Here is a 16227-nt window from a genome sequence, read left to right as displayed (position 1 = left end):
TGAGGGGAAAGTCTTGATGTATCGCTCGAGAGTCGCGGGGTTCGGCGCGCTCACCGTTACTTTGCTCGTAGGGGGTCTGCTGACCGCTGCGACCGCGAACGCCGTCACCGGTGGAACTCCGGCCGCGGACGGGAGCTACGCCTTCGTCGCCAAGATCAACGCGGAGGGTGCGGCCTGTAGCGGGGCCTTGGTGGCGTCCGAATGGATCATCACATCGGCGTCTTGTTTCGCCGGCAATCCGCAGGGCGGTGTACCGGTCAAGCCGACCACGGTCACTGTGGGCCGGACCAATCTCGCTGGTACTGCCGGCCGGGTAGCCAAGGTGACGAACCTGGTGGTCCACCCCAGTCGGGCCGTGATGCTCGCGAGGCTCGACATGACGATCACCGACATCACGCCGGTTTCCGTGGGCGCCACCGCCGCTAGTGGCGAAAAGCTGCGGCTGGCGGGCTATGGCCGCACGGCGACCGAGTGGGTGCCCGACAAGCTGCACTCGGCGTTGTTCGCCGTCGGTACTCCGACCGCGGCAGAGTTCCCGCTCACCGGTGACAACGGCGCGGACGCCTGCAAGGGAGACGCCGGGGGAGCGGTGTTCCGGGAGGTTTCCGGCCGCGCGGAGCTGGCCGGTGTGGTGAGCACTTCGTGGCAACACGGGTGTCTCGCCGTGTCCGAGACGCAGCAGGGCACGACGGCTACACGCACCGACGATCTCGCTGAGTGGATTCGGCAGCAGACATTTGTCGCGACGGCCAAGGCGGTCGACCACGCGATCACGGTCAAGTGGGCTCCGGTTTCGGGGCAGGGGCAGTTGACGTACCGGGTCTATGCGGGGGAGGACTCCACGGTTCCGGTGGCTGAAGCTCGTCGCATCGGCTCGACGACGGGGACCAGCTTTACGCACAAGTCGCTGCCCGCCAAGAAGACCTGGTACTACCGGGTCGTCACGACGCTGCCTAACAATACGGAGCTGGTGTCCAGTGTGGTGTCGGCGACCACGCCGGTTCCGACGGTGAGTGATTTTTCCGGTGACGGGAAGGACGACGTCGCGGTCTTCACCCGTACCAGCACGGCGGACGTCTTCGCGGCCGTGTCCGATGGCGCCAAGTTCGTGGGCAATTCGGTCAAGTGGCACGACAGGTTCGCGATGAACAACGAGGTGCCGCTGGCCGGTGACTTCGACGGGGACGGCAAGACGGACATCGCAACCTTCACCCGCGGAACGCTGGGCGATGTGTATGTGGCGCTGTCCGACGGTGGCAAGTTCGTCGGTGACTCCCAGCAGTGGCACGGCGATTTCGCGTTCGGCGAGGAGATTCCCGCGGTCGGTGACTTCGACGGTGACGGCAAGGATGACATCGCGGTCTTCACGCGTGGGACGTCGGCTTCGGTCTATGTGGCCTTGTCGGACGGCAAGAAGTTCGTGGGCAATGGTGTTAAGTGGCATGGCCGGTTCGCTGGTGGCGCCGAGGTTCCCGTGGTGGGTGATTTCGACGGTGACGGCAAGGACGACATCGCCACCTTCACTCGTGGTACGACGGGCGACGTCTTCGTGGCGTTCTCGGACGGTGGCAAGTTCGTCGGTGACTCCCTGCAGTGGCACGCCGATTTCGCGTTCGGTGACGAGATCCCAGCGTCGGGCGATTTCGACGGCGATGGCAAGGACGACATCGCGGTCTTCACGCGTGGGACGGCGGCCGACGTCTATGTGGCGATTTCGAACGGTGTGAAGTTTGTCGGAAATGCCGTGAAGTGGCACGACAACTTCGCCTATGGGACCGAGTTGCCCGCGATCGGTGACTTCACCGGTGACGGCAAGGCAGACATTGTCACTTACACGCGCGGCACGAGAGCGGACGTGTATGTCGGGGCGTCCGATGGAGCGAAGTTCGTGGGTGCTTCCGCTCTGTGGCATGGCGATTTCGCCTTCGGTGAAGAGGTGACCGTGCCAAGGGCCTTTGCTCTCGGGTTCTGATCATCCGGCCGGCGCCGGACGGGGCATCCATTGCCCCTGCCCGGCGCCGGTCCTTTTTCGGGTACACGATAGAGTGAAGCAAGATCGTTTACGGGTCTTGCCCAGTCACGGACAGTGTTGTCGCGTCGCAGACTCTGGGTGATTGATCGTCTTTTCACTTGCCTGGAGAATGAGTTGACCACGATTACTGCGGAATCCGAGGCCGTGTCGGACAGACCCGGCGGAGTTGGCGTTCGCGGCCGCGTCCGCGCGTGGAATTGGGTCGCCATCGCGGCCACTGTCCTGGGGTTTGTGCTCCTTGCCTGGCAGCGGCGCTGGATGAGCGATGACGGGCTGATCGTGCTGCGGACGGTCCGGCAGATCCTGGCGGGCAATGGTCCGGTCTTCAACGTCGGTGAGCGGGTTGAGGCGAACACCAGCACGCTGTGGACGGCGGTGCTCGTGCTGGTCGGCTGGATCCCCGGAGCCAGCCTCGAGTGGATCGCGGTGATCGTCGGGTTGGTGTTCTCGGCGGGTGGCTTGCTGCTGGCGCTCGACGGCGCCCGGCGGCTGGCCGGGCCTGCCGCGTCCACTTTCGTGCTTCCGGCGGGTGCGCTCGTCGTCCTGGCACTGCCGCCCTTTCGTGACTTCGCCACCTCCGGCCTGGAGACCGGGCTGATCAGCCTGTGGCTCGGCGGGACCTGGTGGCTCCTCGTGCGACGTGGTACCGAGCAGCCGTTCGGTCCTCTGTGGTCGACCGCGGTGGTCATCGGACTGGGTCCGCTCGTTCGCCCGGACCTCGCTTTGTTCAGCTTGGCGGCGATGGTCGGGTTGCTGGTGCTCACCTGGCGAGGTTGGCGGCCCACGCTGGGTCTTCTCGCCGCTGCGGCCGCCCTTCCGGTGCTGTATCAGGTGTTCCGGATGGGCTACTACGGCCTGATCACTCCGAACACGGCGCTGGTGAAGGAAGCTTCTGAGGCACTGTGGGACAGCGGATGGGCATATTTCGGCGATTTCACCGATCCCTACCTTCTGTGGATTCCGGTCGCCGCGTGCCTGCTCGCCGGGTTCGCTCTGCTCTGGCGGAAGTCCATGAATCGCCGGGTCGTGGTGCTGGTGGCTGTGCCGCTGGCTGGTGCCGTCATGTTGGCGGCATACGTCATCCGCGTTGGCGGCGACTTCATGCACGGGAGGATGTTGCTTCCCGCGACGTTCTGCCTATTGCTTCCGGTGATGGCGATCCGGGTCACCAAGCTGACCCTTGGTCCCGTCGTCGCGGTCGTGGTCTGGGCCGTGGTCGCGGGCGGCTGGTTGCGGACTCCGTATGCCGGACTCGAGGAACCGATCGACGAGCAAGAGGTCATCGCCGACGAGCGAGCCGCCTATGTGGCGGCCAGCGGGACCGAGCATCCGATCTTGGCGCGGGATTTCCGGTTGTTCGTGGAGATGACCGACGACGCGCGTAAGCAGTTGACCGCACAGCAGTCCCCGTCCATCCATGTGTATGAGCCGGCGACGGGTTGGGTCGCGTATCCCTCGGCGAACGGCCGCGACGTGCTCACCTACTTCAACATCGGTGGTCCTGGCATGTTGCTTCCGCTCGATGTGTGGGTTCACGACCCGATCGGACTCGCTAATCCTGTCGCGGCACACAGCACCACCATCCCGGGGCGGCGGATCGGGCACAGCAAGTTCGCCGGTTCCAACTGGGAGGTCGCCGGCCTCGCCGAAGGGACGACGGAAGCCTTGGCGGCGCGAGGGCAGCACCAGCAGGACGACCTCGACGCGATCCGGAAAACACTGGGCTGCCCGAACAACAGGGAGATGCTCGACTCCGTCCGCGCGCCGCTGACCTTCGAACGATTCTGGGAGAACCTGATCCACTCGGTCGGCCGAAGCGGACTGCGCTACGACCGCAACCCAGAGAAGGCACAAACCTGCGGATGAAAAATCAGCCGGAGATGGACGCCTTCTCCGGCTCGAGTTCTTCGGCCGCCGCGAGTTCTTCCTTACGCCGCGGCAGGAACGAGAGCGCGGCGAAGGCGGCGGCGAGCAGGGTCGGGTAGATCGTCAGCTGCTGGTGCTTGACGTTCTCGATGCCTTCCGCGAGGCCGGAGACCAGGAGCTGGCCCATCGCGAAGAGCAGGAACATGAGCACCACGATGCCGACGTCGCGGCGTCCGGTGCGGTTCCGGAAGGCGCGGAGCCCGGCCCAGCCGATGAGCAGCCAGATCGGCAGCAGGGCGAACAGCCCCAGCGGCGCGATCCAGCCGGTGATCCCGGACAGCACCGGGACGCGGTACTCCTTGGCGAGCGGCGGCTGCCCGGCGTGTTCGCCGAAGCTGCCGAGGTTCGGAACCCGCGCGGTCAGCGTCTCCTGCGCGGACCGGTGCAGCATCTGGACCACGCGCCCCGGGTGGTCGAGGTAGTACTGGGCGACGTTGCGGCGGCTGATCTTGTCGCGGTACTGGGCGTACTCGGGATCGCGCCAGGCCGCGTTCGCGCTCCACCAGCCCGTGCCGATGTACTTGGCGAACTCGGGCGGGAGGCCCAGTGCGGCGAGGTCTCCGGTGGTGTCGTGTTTCCCGTCGACGATCCCGTTGAACACGACGTGGTACATGTTGGCCTCGCGGTACTCCGCGTTGGCCGAGTCGCCCGCGCCCTGCACCAGGGCGGTACCGGTGCCGACGACGGCGAGCACGGCCAGCGGCAGCGCCCACCGGGCGAGGCCGCGGGTGCCCGCCGGGCGGACGAACAGCAGTGCGAGCGCGAACAGCGGGACCAGCAGCAGCGTCTGCGACTTCGCGTTGATCCCGACCATCGCGCCGAGCACGGTGACCGCGGCGCCGGTGTAGCGCCACGGCCCGGTGCGGTGCATCAGCAGGAGCCCGCCGGCGAGCAGGAGCATCCCGACGAACGCGGCGCCCTCGCTCAGCACGGAGGCGAAGTATCCGAAGAAGGCCGAGTCCGCGGCGACCAGCAGCAGGGCGGCCGTGGCGATGCAGCTGTCGCGGACCGAGAGACGCAGGCCCGCCACGATCGCGGCGATCCCGCCCGCGACCAGCAGACAGCCCAGCACGCCCAGTACCAGCAGGTTCAGGATCGCGGACGAGCCGAGCAGCTGCCCGATCTCGCTGGCGATCTTGTCGATCCAGCTCTGGCTGGAGATGTATTCGCTGTTGCAGGCAGGGGCCGGGCCATAGGAAAAGCGGACGAAGTACTCCGAAGGCCGGTTCAGCTCGCGGGCGCCGAGCTGGCACAGAATGCGCCAGCCGTCGCCGTTGTCCGCCATGCCGATCGGACGCGGCACCAGGAAACGGACGAGTAGTACCCCGAGCGCGGCGAAAAAGACGCCCAAGGTCACTCGGATTTCCCGGATCTTCACCCGCGTCACCTTAGAAGATTCCGGAGGGTGATCAGGTCATGCCCTCTCTAACACGCTCAGGCAGCGTCGCGGGACACTGGCCGGATATCTCGTCGTCGACGCGTAGGGGGAGCAGCGTGGAAGCCCTGGCCAGGTTCGGATTCGAACTGGGTGTGCTCAAACGGATCCGGCGAGCCGGATGGTGGCAGGCCGGGGTCCGTGATCCCGAATCGGTCGCCGAGCACACCACGCGGGTCGCGCAGCTGGCGGGCCTGCTGGCGGCCGAGGGCGGCGCCGACCCGGCGCGGGCGGCGTACCTCGCGCTCTGGCACGACACGCAGGAGACGCGGACCGGGGACCTGCCGCACACGATCAAGGGTTTCGTCGAGAAACCGGACCCTCGGGCGATCACCTCCGCACAGACGTCGGCCCTTCCCGGCGCCGCGCGTGACTCGGTGCGCGACGCCGTCGACGAGTACGAAACCGCGGAGAGCCCGGAGGCGCTCTACGCACGCGACGCGGACAAGCTCGAGATGCTGCTCCAGGCCGTCGAATATCGCGATATCGGCGTACAGAACGTCGACGAGTGGATCGCTTCGGCGACGAGGAGCCTTCAGACCGACCTCGCGCGGCGAGTGGCCGAAGCGGCGCTGACGTTGTCGTCACTCTCGTGGCGGGTGCGCTGAAAGGAATCGATACCCTGGGCCCGCGTGTATCGACCCCGGCACGCGTGCCTCGTGTGTCAGGCTTGACTCTGTGAAGGAACACCAGTGAACCGGCAGCCGTTGCGCCTCGCCATCATGGAAGCGACCCGCATCCTCACCGAGGCCGGGGTGGCGTCCCCGCGCTCGGACGCGGAGATCATCGCCTCCCATGTCCTCGGCGTCGAACGCGGCCGCCTGCCGATGGTGCCACTGGTGGACCCGCCCGTCATCGACGCGATCGGCCAGCTCGTGAGCCAGCGGGCCAAACGGATCCCGTTGCAGTACCTCACCGGCTGGGCCGCGCTCGGCGACATCACGGTCAACGTCGGCGCCGGGGTGTTCGTCCCGCGCCCGGAGACCGAACTGCTCCTGGAATGGGGCCTCAAACTGCTGCACGGGCGCGAGTACCCGGTGGTGGTCGACCTCTGCACCGGCTCCGCCGCGCTGGCGCTGGCCGTGCAGCACGCGCGGCCGGACGCCGTCGTCTACGCCGTCGACATCGACGCGCAGGCGCTCGCCTGGGCCCGGCACAACGCCGACGTCCATGCCGACGCGGGGGACACCCCCATCCGGCTGTACTCCGGCGACGTCGCCGACAGCACGATGTTCGCCGAACTCGACGGGCTCGTCGACCTGGTCCTGTGCAACCCGCCGTACGTGCCGGAAGGCACGCCGGTGCCGGCCGAGGTCGCCGAGCACGACCCGGCGCGGGCGGTGTTCGCGGAGGAGAGCGGGCTGGCGGTGATCCGGCACGCGATCGCCGCCGCCGCGCGGCTGCTGCGGCCCACCGGCGGGATGGCGATCGAGCACGACGACACGCACGGCTCCGCCGTCCCGGCGCTGGTCCGGGCGCGCCGGGTGCTGACCGACGTCCGGGGTCACCTCGACCTCGCCGGCCGCCCCCGCTTCGTCACCGCCCTGCGCGTCTCCTGAGGTTTCCGCCGCGATTCGGCACCTGGTTGCGGTACTTGCGCGTGCAACGACCGCAACCAGGTGCCGAATTGCGGCGGGTACGGCCGGATAGTTAGCAGGACTCACGACTTCCGGCGGTGCCCAGGGCAAAGCCCACCTCCTACCGTCGATCACGGCCGCCTCATCGGCGGTCCGACTGGGAGGTGTACCCCGATGCGATCGTCTCTCCGACGAGCCCCACTCAGAACACTCGCTGTCCTCGCCACCGTCGCTTTGTTGCCCGGTTTGGTCGCCCAGCCCGCGTCCGCCGCGGTGCCGGTGAAGGGCTGGCCCGCCCCCATCGACGGGTCGACCTGGGAGAACCAGGACCACATGACGTGGGACGACTACCGCAAACCGCCCGGCACCAACTGGGCCGATCCCGCACTGAAGCCGACCAAACGGACATTCAAGGGCGCCGTGGTGCTCGCGGACTACCCGGACCAGGAGTTCGCCGTCACGCAGCCGACGCATTCGACGGTGTTCGGCAACCCCGGGCCCGCCGCAAGCAACATCCCCCGCGCGAACGTGGCGAAATTCTACCAGGACTTCCTCAACAAGCCCCAGGCGCTCAACCAGGGGCACACCATCAACGAGTACTGGATGGAGGACTCCGGCGGCAGGATGGGCGTCGACCTGACCGCCTTCGGGCCGTACCGGCTGCCAGGCAAGTCCTTCGAATACGGCATGGAGTTCCAGCCCGACGCGTGTCCGCCGGGCGCGAACTGCAAGCGTGACCTGCGTGCCGACGCGGGCGCGGCCTGGCGGGCGGACGTGGGTGACGTCGCCAAGCAGTTCGACTTCATCTTCTATCTTTCCGCAGGCCAGGACGAGAGCGCGACCTGGCAGGAATTCGGCGTGATGAAATTCGGCGAGCGCGAGAACGTGCCCGACGAATTCGGCCCCGGTGTCGCGGGAATGCCGAACGCCGCGTCCACCCGCTATGTTCCGTGGACGTCGTGGAAATCCGCGGCGAGCATCTGGCCGAACGCGGTCACCGGTTCCTCGACCCAGGCCGAAAGCTCGGGCCAAGCGGTTTACGCGCACGAATTGAGCCACATTCTCGGTATCGGCGACAACTACAACAACCCGTTCGGCACTCCGCCGTCCAGGACCTACACCGGCCCGTGGGAGATGATGTCGCGCGGCAGCTTCAACGGCCCCGGCGGACCGCACACCCGCTGGCAGATCCCGGCGACGCAGGGCGGCTCGATGGGGTCACATCACATGCTGCGCACCAAGATGAAGCTCGACATCATCGACCCCGAAGACGTGCTGAAACTCGACCGGAACTCCCTCGCCAAGAACGGTCCGGTTTCGACGCGGATCACGGCGCGTTCGGTCCTGCCAGGACAGGGCGCCTACAGCGGGATCAACATCGCGCTCACCGGCGGGGACCTTTCGCCGAAATGTGATCGTTCGAAGGATCCGTTCTGCGACGGCGGCGGCTACAACAATTACACCGTCGAGGTCGTAGACCGGATGGGCAGCGATTCCTTCGCCCCCGATTCCGGCGTCCTCATCGCGAAGACGAAGAACCAGGACAACGCGCCGTTCGAATGGATCGTCGACGCGCATCCGGCCGATATCGGCATGACCGACTACAAGAAGCCGGACGGCACCGGAGTCCCGATCCCCATCGGCGACTACCGCCAGCTCAACGACGCCGCCTTCAAGGCGGGCACCGGTTCGGCGAGCAAGTACGAGTACACCGACGAGGCGAACCGGCTGAAGTTCCTGGTCTCGGACGTCGAGCGCGACCGCAAGGGCGTGCTGTCCTACGTCGTCACGGTGGCCTCGCTCGACGGCGCGGGCTCGCAGGCCAGGGGCGTCTCGCTGTGGCCGTCGATCCCGGCGTTCGCCAAGCAGGGGCTCGCGAGCTGCTCGTTCCCGGTTCTCAACACGGGCAACGCGAAGGGTGCGGCCGCGCCGTACGACACCGACACCTACCGCCTGAGCGCGTCCACCACCGCGAAGGGCTGGGAGGTCCGGCTGCCGAACGAGCTGTCCACCGTCCCGTTCGGCGGACGGTCGTCGGCGACGGCGCACGCCAAACGGGCCGGGGGCGGTGACCACGTCGCGCAGATCAAGCTGACCGCGACGTCGATCGCCGATCCGGCCAAGACGGCGACGTCGTTCTGCACCGCGTTCGCCTTCTAGCGGGGCTGAAGGGGACTTTCCCCGCATCTCACGCGCTGAAGGGAGCTTTCCCCGCATGCCATGCGGGGAAAGCTCCCTTCAGCTACAGGACTACGCTCATCTGCCATGAGCGCGGTGTACGACTGCAGCAAGCGTGAATCCCGGGCCGACGGGCTCGCCGCGGCGGCGAGCGCGGTCCGCTCCAGCCGTCTCGTCGTCCTTCCGACCGACACGGTCTACGGCATCGGCGCGGACGCCTTCGACAGCGGCGCCGTCCAGTCCCTTCTGCGGGCCAAGAACCGCGGCCCGGACATGCCGGTCGGTGTCCTCGTCGGCTCCTGGTCCACTGTGGACGGGCTGGTGCTCGGCACGCCGCCGGCGGCCCGCGCGCTCATCGAGGCCTTCTGGCCCGGCGATCTCTCCATCGTCCTGCCGCACGCGCCGAGCCTGCAATGGGACCTGGGCCAGTCACGCGGAACGGTGATGCTCCGGATGCCGCTGCACCCGGTCGCGCTGGAACTGCTGCGTGATGTCGGCCCGATGGCGGTCTCCAGCGCCAACGTCTCCGGTCAGCCGCCCGCCTCCACCGCACAGGAGGCCGTCGACCAACTGGGCGACAGCGTCGCGGTCTACCTCGACGGCGGGTCCACGGGCGACCCCGTGCCGTCCTCGATGGTCGATCTCACCGGCGACGACCCGGTCGTCCTGCGGGAGGGCGCGGTCAGCCGCGCCGCGATCGCGGAAGTACTGGGAGTGCCCGCGGAGTCACTCGCCTAGGACCGTGCGCCGCCGTATCCCTCTGGCGCGGTAGCGTGTTCGAGTGACTTGGACCTCGGCGGCGTAACGCATCATGCCTCCTACGCAAGGCCTCCCGATCCGGGAGTACATCCTCGTCGCCCTCACCGCGGCGGCCGTTACCTTCCTGCTCACCGGAGTCGTGCGGCGGTTCGCCATCCGGATCGGCGCGATCGCGAACCCGCGGGCCCGCGACGTCCACGTCACCCCGATCCCGCGGATGGGCGGCATCGGCATCTTCCTCGGCGTCGCCGCCGCGATGGGGCTCGCGCACCAGCTGCCCGCGCTGAGCCGCGGCTTCGACTTCTCCTTCGACTCGCTGGGCGTCCTGCTCGCCGCGGGTGTGATCTCCCTGATCGGCGCGCTCGACGACCGGTTCGAGCTGGACGCCTGGACGAAGCTGGCGGGCCAGGTCATGTGCGCCGGGATCCTGGTGATCTTCGGCGTGCAGTGGGTGTCGTTCTGGGTGCCGTGGGGAGGCGGCGACGGATCCTTCGGCCAGGTGCTCGTGCTGGACAAGAACCAGGGCGCGCTGCTGACCGTCGTGCTGGTGGTCGTCATGGTCAACGCGATGAACTTCGTCGACGGCCTCGACGGGCTCGCCGGCGGCCTCGGTTTCATCGCCGCCGCGGCGACCTGCTCGTTCTCCCTCGGCTTGCTCGACTCCTCGGGCGGTGACGTCGGCGCGTACCCGCCCGCGCTCATCGCGGCCACGCTCGCCGGGGCCTGTCTGGGTTTCCTGCCGTACAACTTCCAGCCCGCGAAGATCTTCATGGGCGACTCGGGTTCGATGATGATCGGGCTCATGCTGGCCGGCGCGACGACGTCCGCGTCGGGCCGCGTGCCGTACCCGCAGTTCAGCGGTAAGGACGCGCTCGCGCTGCTGTCGCCGCTCGTCGTGGTCGCCGCGGTGCTGTTCGTGCCGCTGCTCGACCTGATCATGGCGGTCATCCGCCGCACCCGGCGAGGCGAGAGCCCGTTCGCCGCGGACAAGATGCACCTGCACCACCGCCTGCTGGAGATCGGCCACTCACAGCGTCGCGCGGTGCTGCTCATCTACTTGTGGGCGGGCCTGCTCGCGTTCGGCGCCGTTTCGGTGACCTTGTTCGACGATGCCGCGGTTTTCTGGATTGTCGGATTCGGGTTCCTGCTGGCGACCCTGGTGTCGGTCATCCCGCGGCTGCGGTCGCGGAACCGGACTGCTTGAACGAGGGGAAAGACGCGGCCCTACACTGGACGGCTGAGACGACCAGGGAGTTTTCTGTGAGCGAGACCGAGAAGACCGTCGAGGCGGAGGAGAACCCCCACGCCAAGGTGGTTCTGCAAGCGGCCAACGCGATGATGAAGGCTTCCCTGAAGCTTGTCCCGCCGGCGGTGCTGATCTGCATAGTGGTGTTCACCATCCTCAAAGGGCAGCCGGGTCTGCTCGGCTCGGCCATCGGTGGCGTGCTCGCCCTCGTGTCCGCCGTCGCGACGCTGGGCCTCATGCGCTTCAGCGCGGGCATGGACCCGATGTTCGTGATGGTGATCGCTCTCGGTGGCTACGTGCTCAAGCTCATCCTTCTCTTCGCGGCGCTGAGCGTGCTTCGTGGAGTGGACTCGATCCACCCGATGGCGCTCGGCGTCACCATGATCGTCGCGATTCTCGTGGCCGCCGCGGTGGAGTTCGCGGCGTTCCGCAAGACCAAGATCCCGACGATCATCCCCGCCTCCCACTGATTTCGGGACTCAGGTCCTGACCTGGGGCGGGACCTAGGTCCTCGGCCGATCAGGGGCAATGTAGTACGCCTGTACGGCGCGTCCGAACCTGCTGATATGGTCCGCATATGGGCGGCGGCCTCGGCTGCCGGCTCCCGATGACGAACCCCGAACAGCAGTGTGGCGACGGTGTTGAATCGTCCCTTCGTACCCGCTGGTAGGCGTCTGTCTCCCGGGAGCACTGCATCGAGAATCCTCGTGTGCGGAACGTGAAGCCGTGTTCAGCACATCGTGGGGTGGCCGCCTCCGACGGCCCGATACGTGTCGGGTACGTTAAGTCCAGATCGTGACGATTCCCCCGGCGGAGTGAACGCCGGCCGGGAGAACCGGAAGGAGCCCAGTGGGCGCGCTGGTACTAGCCGAGGGTGCGGAGTTCGCGCCGCCTGGCGTCAAAGACTTCAACCTACCGCCGTTGTTCGGTTCCGGCTATTGGTTGAGCTTCACCAAGCCGATGCTGCTGGTGGTCATCTCCCTGATCATCCTCGTCACCTACTTCATGGTGTCGTCGCGCCGGTTGAAGGTCGTCCCGGGTAAGGGACAGTTCATCGCCGAATCGATTTACAACTTCGGCCGCAACAACATCGCGCGGGAGCAGATCGGCTCTGCCGACTTCAAGCCGTTCATCCCGCTCGTGCTCGGTCTCTTCAGCTTCGTGCTGGTGAACAACCTCTTCGGGATCATCCCGTTCTTCCAGTTCCCCACCATGGCGCGAATCGGCTTCCCGGTCGCACTCGCGTTCCTTGTCGTTTACCCGGTGTATCACTACGTCGGATTCAAGCGCCACGGTTTCAAGGGCTACCTGAAGAAGGAACTGGCCCCGGCGGGTATTCCCGGATTCGTTCTGCCGCTGTACTCGACCATCGAGTTCGCGCAGAAGTTCTTCATCGCGCCGGCCACGCTGGCGATCCGAGTCTTCGCGGCGATGTTCGCCGGGCACCTGATCATCATGGTCTTCACGCTCGGTGGGAGCTTCCTGCTGACCGAAGGCGAAGGCCTCGTGAAAATCGCGTCGCCGGTGGCGTTCCTGTTCGCCATCGCGATGACCTTCCTGGAGGCATTCATCCAGGTCCTGCAGGCATTCATTTTCGCACTGCTGTCCGCAGGGTACATCGGCGCCGCACTGGCGTCGGAGCACTGAGAGAACACCAAAAGCCCCCGATCCGCGTGAGTCGCGCGGACCGAGTTTGAAGGGAAACGCACGTGAGCAACATCGTTCTTGCGCAGCAGGCTGCCGAGGCCGTCAGCATCAACAAGGGTCTCGCCGCCATCGGTTACGGCCTCGGCGCGATCGGCCCCGGTATCGGTGTGGGTCTCATCTTCGCCGCCGTCATCAACGGCACCGCCCGTCAGCCGGAGGCCCAGGGCAAGCTGCAGAGCATCGCCTTCTCGACCTTCGTTCTGACCGAGGTGCTGGCGCTGATCGGTATCGTCATCTACTTCCTCGCCTCCGCCTAGGGCTGAGTTCCGCTCATCGCTTAAGGAGACGTTGTGCTGAAGACCGAATTGGTGTTGGCCGCCGAAGAGGTGCCCAACCCGATCGTGCCGCACGTTCCCGAGCTCATCCTCGGTTTCATCGCCTTCCTTCTGCTGCTGTTCGTTCTGAAGAAGTACGTCGTCCCTCGTTTCGAGACGGCATACGAGGAGCGCACCAAGCTGATCGAGGGTGGCATCGAGCGGGCCGAGAAGGCGCAGGCCGAAGCCGAAGAAAACCTTGCGCAGTACAAGGCGCAGCTGGCGGAAGCCCGTTCCGAGGCCGCGAAGATCCGCGACGACGCCCGGCTCGAAGCCGAGCAGATCAAGGCGGAGCTTCGTACCGAGGCGGAGTCCGAGTCCCAGCGCATCGTCGCCCAGGGCCAGGCTCAGCTGCAGGCCCAGAAGGCGCAGATCATCGCCGAGCTGCGCGCCGAACTCGGCCGTAACTCCATCGAGCTGGCCAGCCGCATCGTCGGCGAGTCGCTCGCGGACGACGCGCGCCGCCACGGCACCGTGGACCGGTTCCTTGCCGAGCTGGAGACCGCGGGTGCCTCCAACGGAGCGGGGAAGTAGACCAGAATGACGCTGCATGCTGCGAGCCGTGAAGCGCTCGACCTCGCCGAGAATCGTCTCGGCGAGGTTCTGGCCGCCGCGGGTACGGACCCGGCGACGGTCGGCGACGAGTTGCTTTCGGTCGTCGCCCTGCTGGACCGGGAGATCGGCCTGCGCCGGGCCGTCGCCGACGGTTCGTCCACGTCCGAAGCCCGGATCGGCCTCGCCCGCGGGATCCTCGCGGGCAAGGTTTCCGAACCGGCCCTGCAGGTGCTCGACTCCGTGGCGGGCAGCCGCTGGTCGAGCCCGCGCGAACTGACCGACGGGCTCGAGGCCCTCGGCCGCTCGGCGCTGCTCACCAGTGCGGAGAAGTCCGGGAACATCGACGCTGTCGAAGACCAGCTGTTCCGGGTCACCCGTATCGTTGCGGGCGCCCCGGAGCTCGAACGGGCACTGTCCGACCTGGCCGCCCCCGCCGAGGCGAAGCGGACCCTCGTCCGCAATCTGTTCGCCGACAAGGTGGACGTGGTCACCGAGACCCTCGTCGAGCAGGTCGTCCTGCGCGCCAAGGGCCGCGGGGTCGCCAACGCCCTCGAGCGGCTGGTCCAGCTGGCCGCGGAACGCCGTGAACGCTCGGTCGCCCAGGTGACCAGCGCGAGCGCGCTGTCCGACGAGCAGCAGGCTCGGCTGAGCGAGAAGCTCAACGCCCTTTACGGGCGGCAGCTCGCGCTGCACGTCGAGGTCGACCCGTCACTGGGCGGCGGACTCGTCGTCCGCGTCGGCGACGAGGTCATCGACGGCAGCACCGCGGGGCGCATCGACGCCCTGCGTCGCCGGTTGGCTGGCTGACCCACATCAACGACTTTGCACACTGGCACGAACGAAGCGAGAGCGGGATTGAAATGGCGGAGCTGACGATCTCCTCGGATGAGATCCGTAGCGCGATCGAGAACTACGTCTCGAGTTACGCCCCGGACGTGAGCCGGGAAGAGGTTGGCGTCGTCATCGACGCCGGTGACGGTATCGCCCACGTAGAGGGCCTTCCCTCGGCCATGGCCAACGAGCTGCTCGAGTTCCCCGGCGGGGTCCTCGGTGTCGCGCTGAACCTTGACGCGCGCTCCATCGGTGCCGCGATCCTCGGTGACTTCGAGACCGTCGTCGAAGGCCAGCAGGTCAAGCGCACCGGCCAGGTCCTCTCGGTCCCGGTCGGCGAGGGCTACCTCGGCCGCGTGGTGAACCCGCTGGGTGCCCCGATCGACGGCCTCGGCGAAATCGAGACCACCGAGCGTCGTCCGCTGGAGGTCAAGGCCGCTTCGGTGGTCGAGCGCCAGCCGGTGGCCGAGCCGCTGCAGACCGGTATCACCGCGATCGACGCGATGACCCCGATCGGCCGTGGCCAGCGTCAGCTGATCATCGGTGACCGCAAGACCGGTAAGACGGCCGTCGCGGTGGACACGATCATCAACCAGAAGGCCAACTGGGAGACCGGCGACCCGAAGAAGCAGGTTCGCTGCATCTACGTCGCGGTCGGCCAGAAGGGCTCCACGATCGCCGCCGTGAAGAAGTCCCTCGAGGACGCCGGTGCGATGGAGTACACCACCATCGTCGCGGCCCCCGCGTCGGACTCCGCCGGTTTCAAGTGGATCGCGCCGTACACCGGCTCGGCCATCGGCCAGCACTGGATGTACGAGGGCAAGCACGTCCTCATCGTGTTCGACGACCTGACCAAGCAGGCCGACGCCTACCGCGCGATCTCGCTGCTGCTGCGTCGCCCGCCGGGCCGTGAAGCCTTCCCCGGCGACGTCTTCTACTTGCACTCCCGTCTCCTCGAGCGGTGCGCCAAGCTCTCGGACGAGCTGGGCGCGGGCTCGCTGACCGGTCTCCCGATCATCGAGACCAAGGCGAACGACGTGTCGGCTTACATCCCGACGAACGTCATTTCGATCACCGACGGTCAGTGCTTCTTCCAGTCGGACCTCTTCAACGCCGGTCAGCGCCCGGCCATCGACGTGGGTATCTCGGTTTCCCGCGTGGGTGGTGCCGCGCAGGTGAAGGCGATGAAGCAGGTTTCGGGTTCGCTCCGTATCGACCTGTCGCAGTACCGCGAGCTGGAGGCCTTCGCGGCCTTCGCCTCGGACCTCGACGACGCGTCGAAGGCGCAGCTCGAGCGTGGCGTCCGCCTGTACGAGGTGCTCAAGCAGCCGCAGTACTCGCCGATCCCGGTCGAGGAGCAGGTCGTCACGGTGTACCTCGGTACCAACGGGCACTTCGACTCGGTCCCGACCGAGGACGTGCGCCGCTTCCGTGACGAGTTCGTCGACTCCGCGCGTCGTAAGCACGGAGAGCTCCTCAAGGACATCCGCGAGTCGGGCAAGTTCTCCGACGAGACCGCTTCCGGTCTGGTCGACGCGGTGAACGAGTTCAAGAAGGAGTTCACCACCGCCGAGGGCAAGAGCCTGACCGAGGTCTCCGACGCGATGGACGCCGAGAAGGTCGGGCAGGAGACCGTCAAGGTCAACAAGCCCGCACCGAAGAAGTGA

The 16227-nt window shown here is 67.1% G+C and carries 14 protein-coding genes; 13 read left to right on the top strand and 1 reads right to left on the bottom strand.

All coding sequences use genetic code 11. The features are described from left to right. Positions 1-16 precede the first annotated feature (16 nt). Complete coding sequence (locus ACLARN_RS25160; RefSeq protein ID WP_409493906.1) at positions 17-1972, top strand: FG-GAP-like repeat-containing protein; 1956 nt, start codon at positions 17-19, stop codon at positions 1970-1972. Positions 1973-2290: 318 nt separating this feature from the next. Further along, positions 2291-3898: an arabinofuranosyltransferase gene (locus ACLARN_RS25155; RefSeq protein ID WP_409493905.1), complete on the top strand. Its 1608-nt coding sequence runs from the start codon at positions 2291-2293 to the stop codon at positions 3896-3898. 4 nt (positions 3899-3902) lie between these two features. Here the strand turns inward: ACLARN_RS25155 and ACLARN_RS25150 are convergent, their stop codons facing one another. Beyond that, positions 3903-5336, bottom strand: a complete 1434-nt coding sequence (locus tag ACLARN_RS25150) for a hypothetical protein (protein WP_409493904.1) — start codon at positions 5334-5336, stop codon at positions 3903-3905. A gap of 116 nt (positions 5337-5452) precedes the next feature. On the opposite strand from ACLARN_RS25150, the gene ACLARN_RS25145 reads away from it, so the two are divergent. The 11 genes from ACLARN_RS25145 to atpA all read left to right on the top strand — a co-directional run bounded on the left by ACLARN_RS25145 (position 5453) and on the right by atpA (position 16227). Further along, positions 5453-6001, top strand: a complete 549-nt coding sequence (locus ACLARN_RS25145) for an HD domain-containing protein (protein ID WP_409493903.1) — start codon at positions 5453-5455, stop codon at positions 5999-6001. Positions 6002-6085: 84 nt separating this feature from the next. Beyond that, positions 6086-6952, top strand: coding sequence for a peptide chain release factor N(5)-glutamine methyltransferase (prmC, locus tag ACLARN_RS25140; protein ID WP_409493902.1), 867 nt, complete (start codon positions 6086-6088; stop codon positions 6950-6952). A 192-nt stretch (positions 6953-7144) separates the two neighbouring features. Then, on the top strand, positions 7145-9130 hold the full coding sequence (locus ACLARN_RS25135; RefSeq protein WP_409493901.1) for a M6 family metalloprotease domain-containing protein: 1986 nt from the start codon (positions 7145-7147) through the stop codon (positions 9128-9130). Positions 9131-9235: 105 nt separating this feature from the next. Continuing rightward, on the top strand, positions 9236-9886 hold the full coding sequence (locus ACLARN_RS25130; RefSeq protein WP_409493900.1) for an L-threonylcarbamoyladenylate synthase: 651 nt from the start codon (positions 9236-9238) through the stop codon (positions 9884-9886). A gap of 73 nt (positions 9887-9959) precedes the next feature. Next, on the top strand, positions 9960-11111 hold the full coding sequence (locus ACLARN_RS25125) for a glycosyltransferase family 4 protein (RefSeq protein WP_409493899.1): 1152 nt from the start codon (positions 9960-9962) through the stop codon (positions 11109-11111). 56 nt (positions 11112-11167) lie between these two features. Beyond that, a complete protein-coding gene (locus ACLARN_RS25120) occupies positions 11168-11623 on the top strand; it encodes a hypothetical protein (protein ID WP_076162406.1) in 456 nt (151 codons plus the stop codon). A gap of 379 nt (positions 11624-12002) precedes the next feature. Next, positions 12003-12800, top strand: coding sequence for a F0F1 ATP synthase subunit A (gene atpB / locus ACLARN_RS25115; RefSeq protein ID WP_409493898.1), 798 nt, complete (start codon positions 12003-12005; stop codon positions 12798-12800). Positions 12801-12862: 62 nt separating this feature from the next. Further along, positions 12863-13117: an ATP synthase C chain gene (locus ACLARN_RS25110; protein WP_005150354.1), complete on the top strand. Its 255-nt coding sequence runs from the start codon at positions 12863-12865 to the stop codon at positions 13115-13117. A gap of 33 nt (positions 13118-13150) precedes the next feature. Continuing rightward, complete coding sequence (locus tag ACLARN_RS25105) at positions 13151-13708, top strand: F0F1 ATP synthase subunit B (protein WP_409493897.1); 558 nt, start codon at positions 13151-13153, stop codon at positions 13706-13708. A 6-nt stretch (positions 13709-13714) separates the two neighbouring features. After that, the gene (locus tag ACLARN_RS25100; protein ID WP_409493896.1) at positions 13715-14536 is read left to right on the top strand and encodes a F0F1 ATP synthase subunit delta; all 822 of its coding nucleotides are present in this window, start codon (positions 13715-13717) and stop codon (positions 14534-14536) included. 53 nt (positions 14537-14589) lie between these two features. Next, the gene (atpA, locus tag ACLARN_RS25095; protein ID WP_409493895.1) at positions 14590-16227 is read left to right on the top strand and encodes a F0F1 ATP synthase subunit alpha; all 1638 of its coding nucleotides are present in this window, start codon (positions 14590-14592) and stop codon (positions 16225-16227) included.

The organism is Amycolatopsis sp. cmx-11-12 (genome assembly GCF_046269425.1).
GTDB lineage: Bacteria > Actinomycetota > Actinomycetes > Mycobacteriales > Pseudonocardiaceae > Amycolatopsis.
The sequence above is the reverse complement of the archived record's forward strand: the minus strand, read 5'-3'. Positions and strand labels throughout refer to the sequence as shown.

Excerpts from the sequence above, each read along its gene's own strand:
- ACLARN_RS25160 (WP_409493906.1), top strand. The coding sequence starts at position 17 with ATGTATCGCTCGAGAGTCGCGGGGTTCGGCGCGCTCACCGTTACTTTG.
- ACLARN_RS25130 (WP_409493900.1), top strand. The coding sequence starts at position 9,236 with ATGAGCGCGGTGTACGACTGCAGCAAGCGTGAATCCCGGGCCGACGGG.
- ACLARN_RS25125 (WP_409493899.1), top strand. The coding sequence starts at position 9,960 with ATGCCTCCTACGCAAGGCCTCCCGATCCGGGAGTACATCCTCGTCGCC.
- ACLARN_RS25155 (WP_409493905.1), top strand. The coding sequence starts at position 2,291 with ATGAGCGATGACGGGCTGATCGTGCTGCGGACGGTCCGGCAGATCCTG.
- atpA (WP_409493895.1), top strand. The coding sequence starts at position 14,590 with ATGGCGGAGCTGACGATCTCCTCGGATGAGATCCGTAGCGCGATCGAG.
- ACLARN_RS25100 (WP_409493896.1), top strand. The coding sequence starts at position 13,715 with ATGACGCTGCATGCTGCGAGCCGTGAAGCGCTCGACCTCGCCGAGAAT.
- ACLARN_RS25135 (WP_409493901.1), top strand. The coding sequence starts at position 7,145 with ATGCGATCGTCTCTCCGACGAGCCCCACTCAGAACACTCGCTGTCCTC.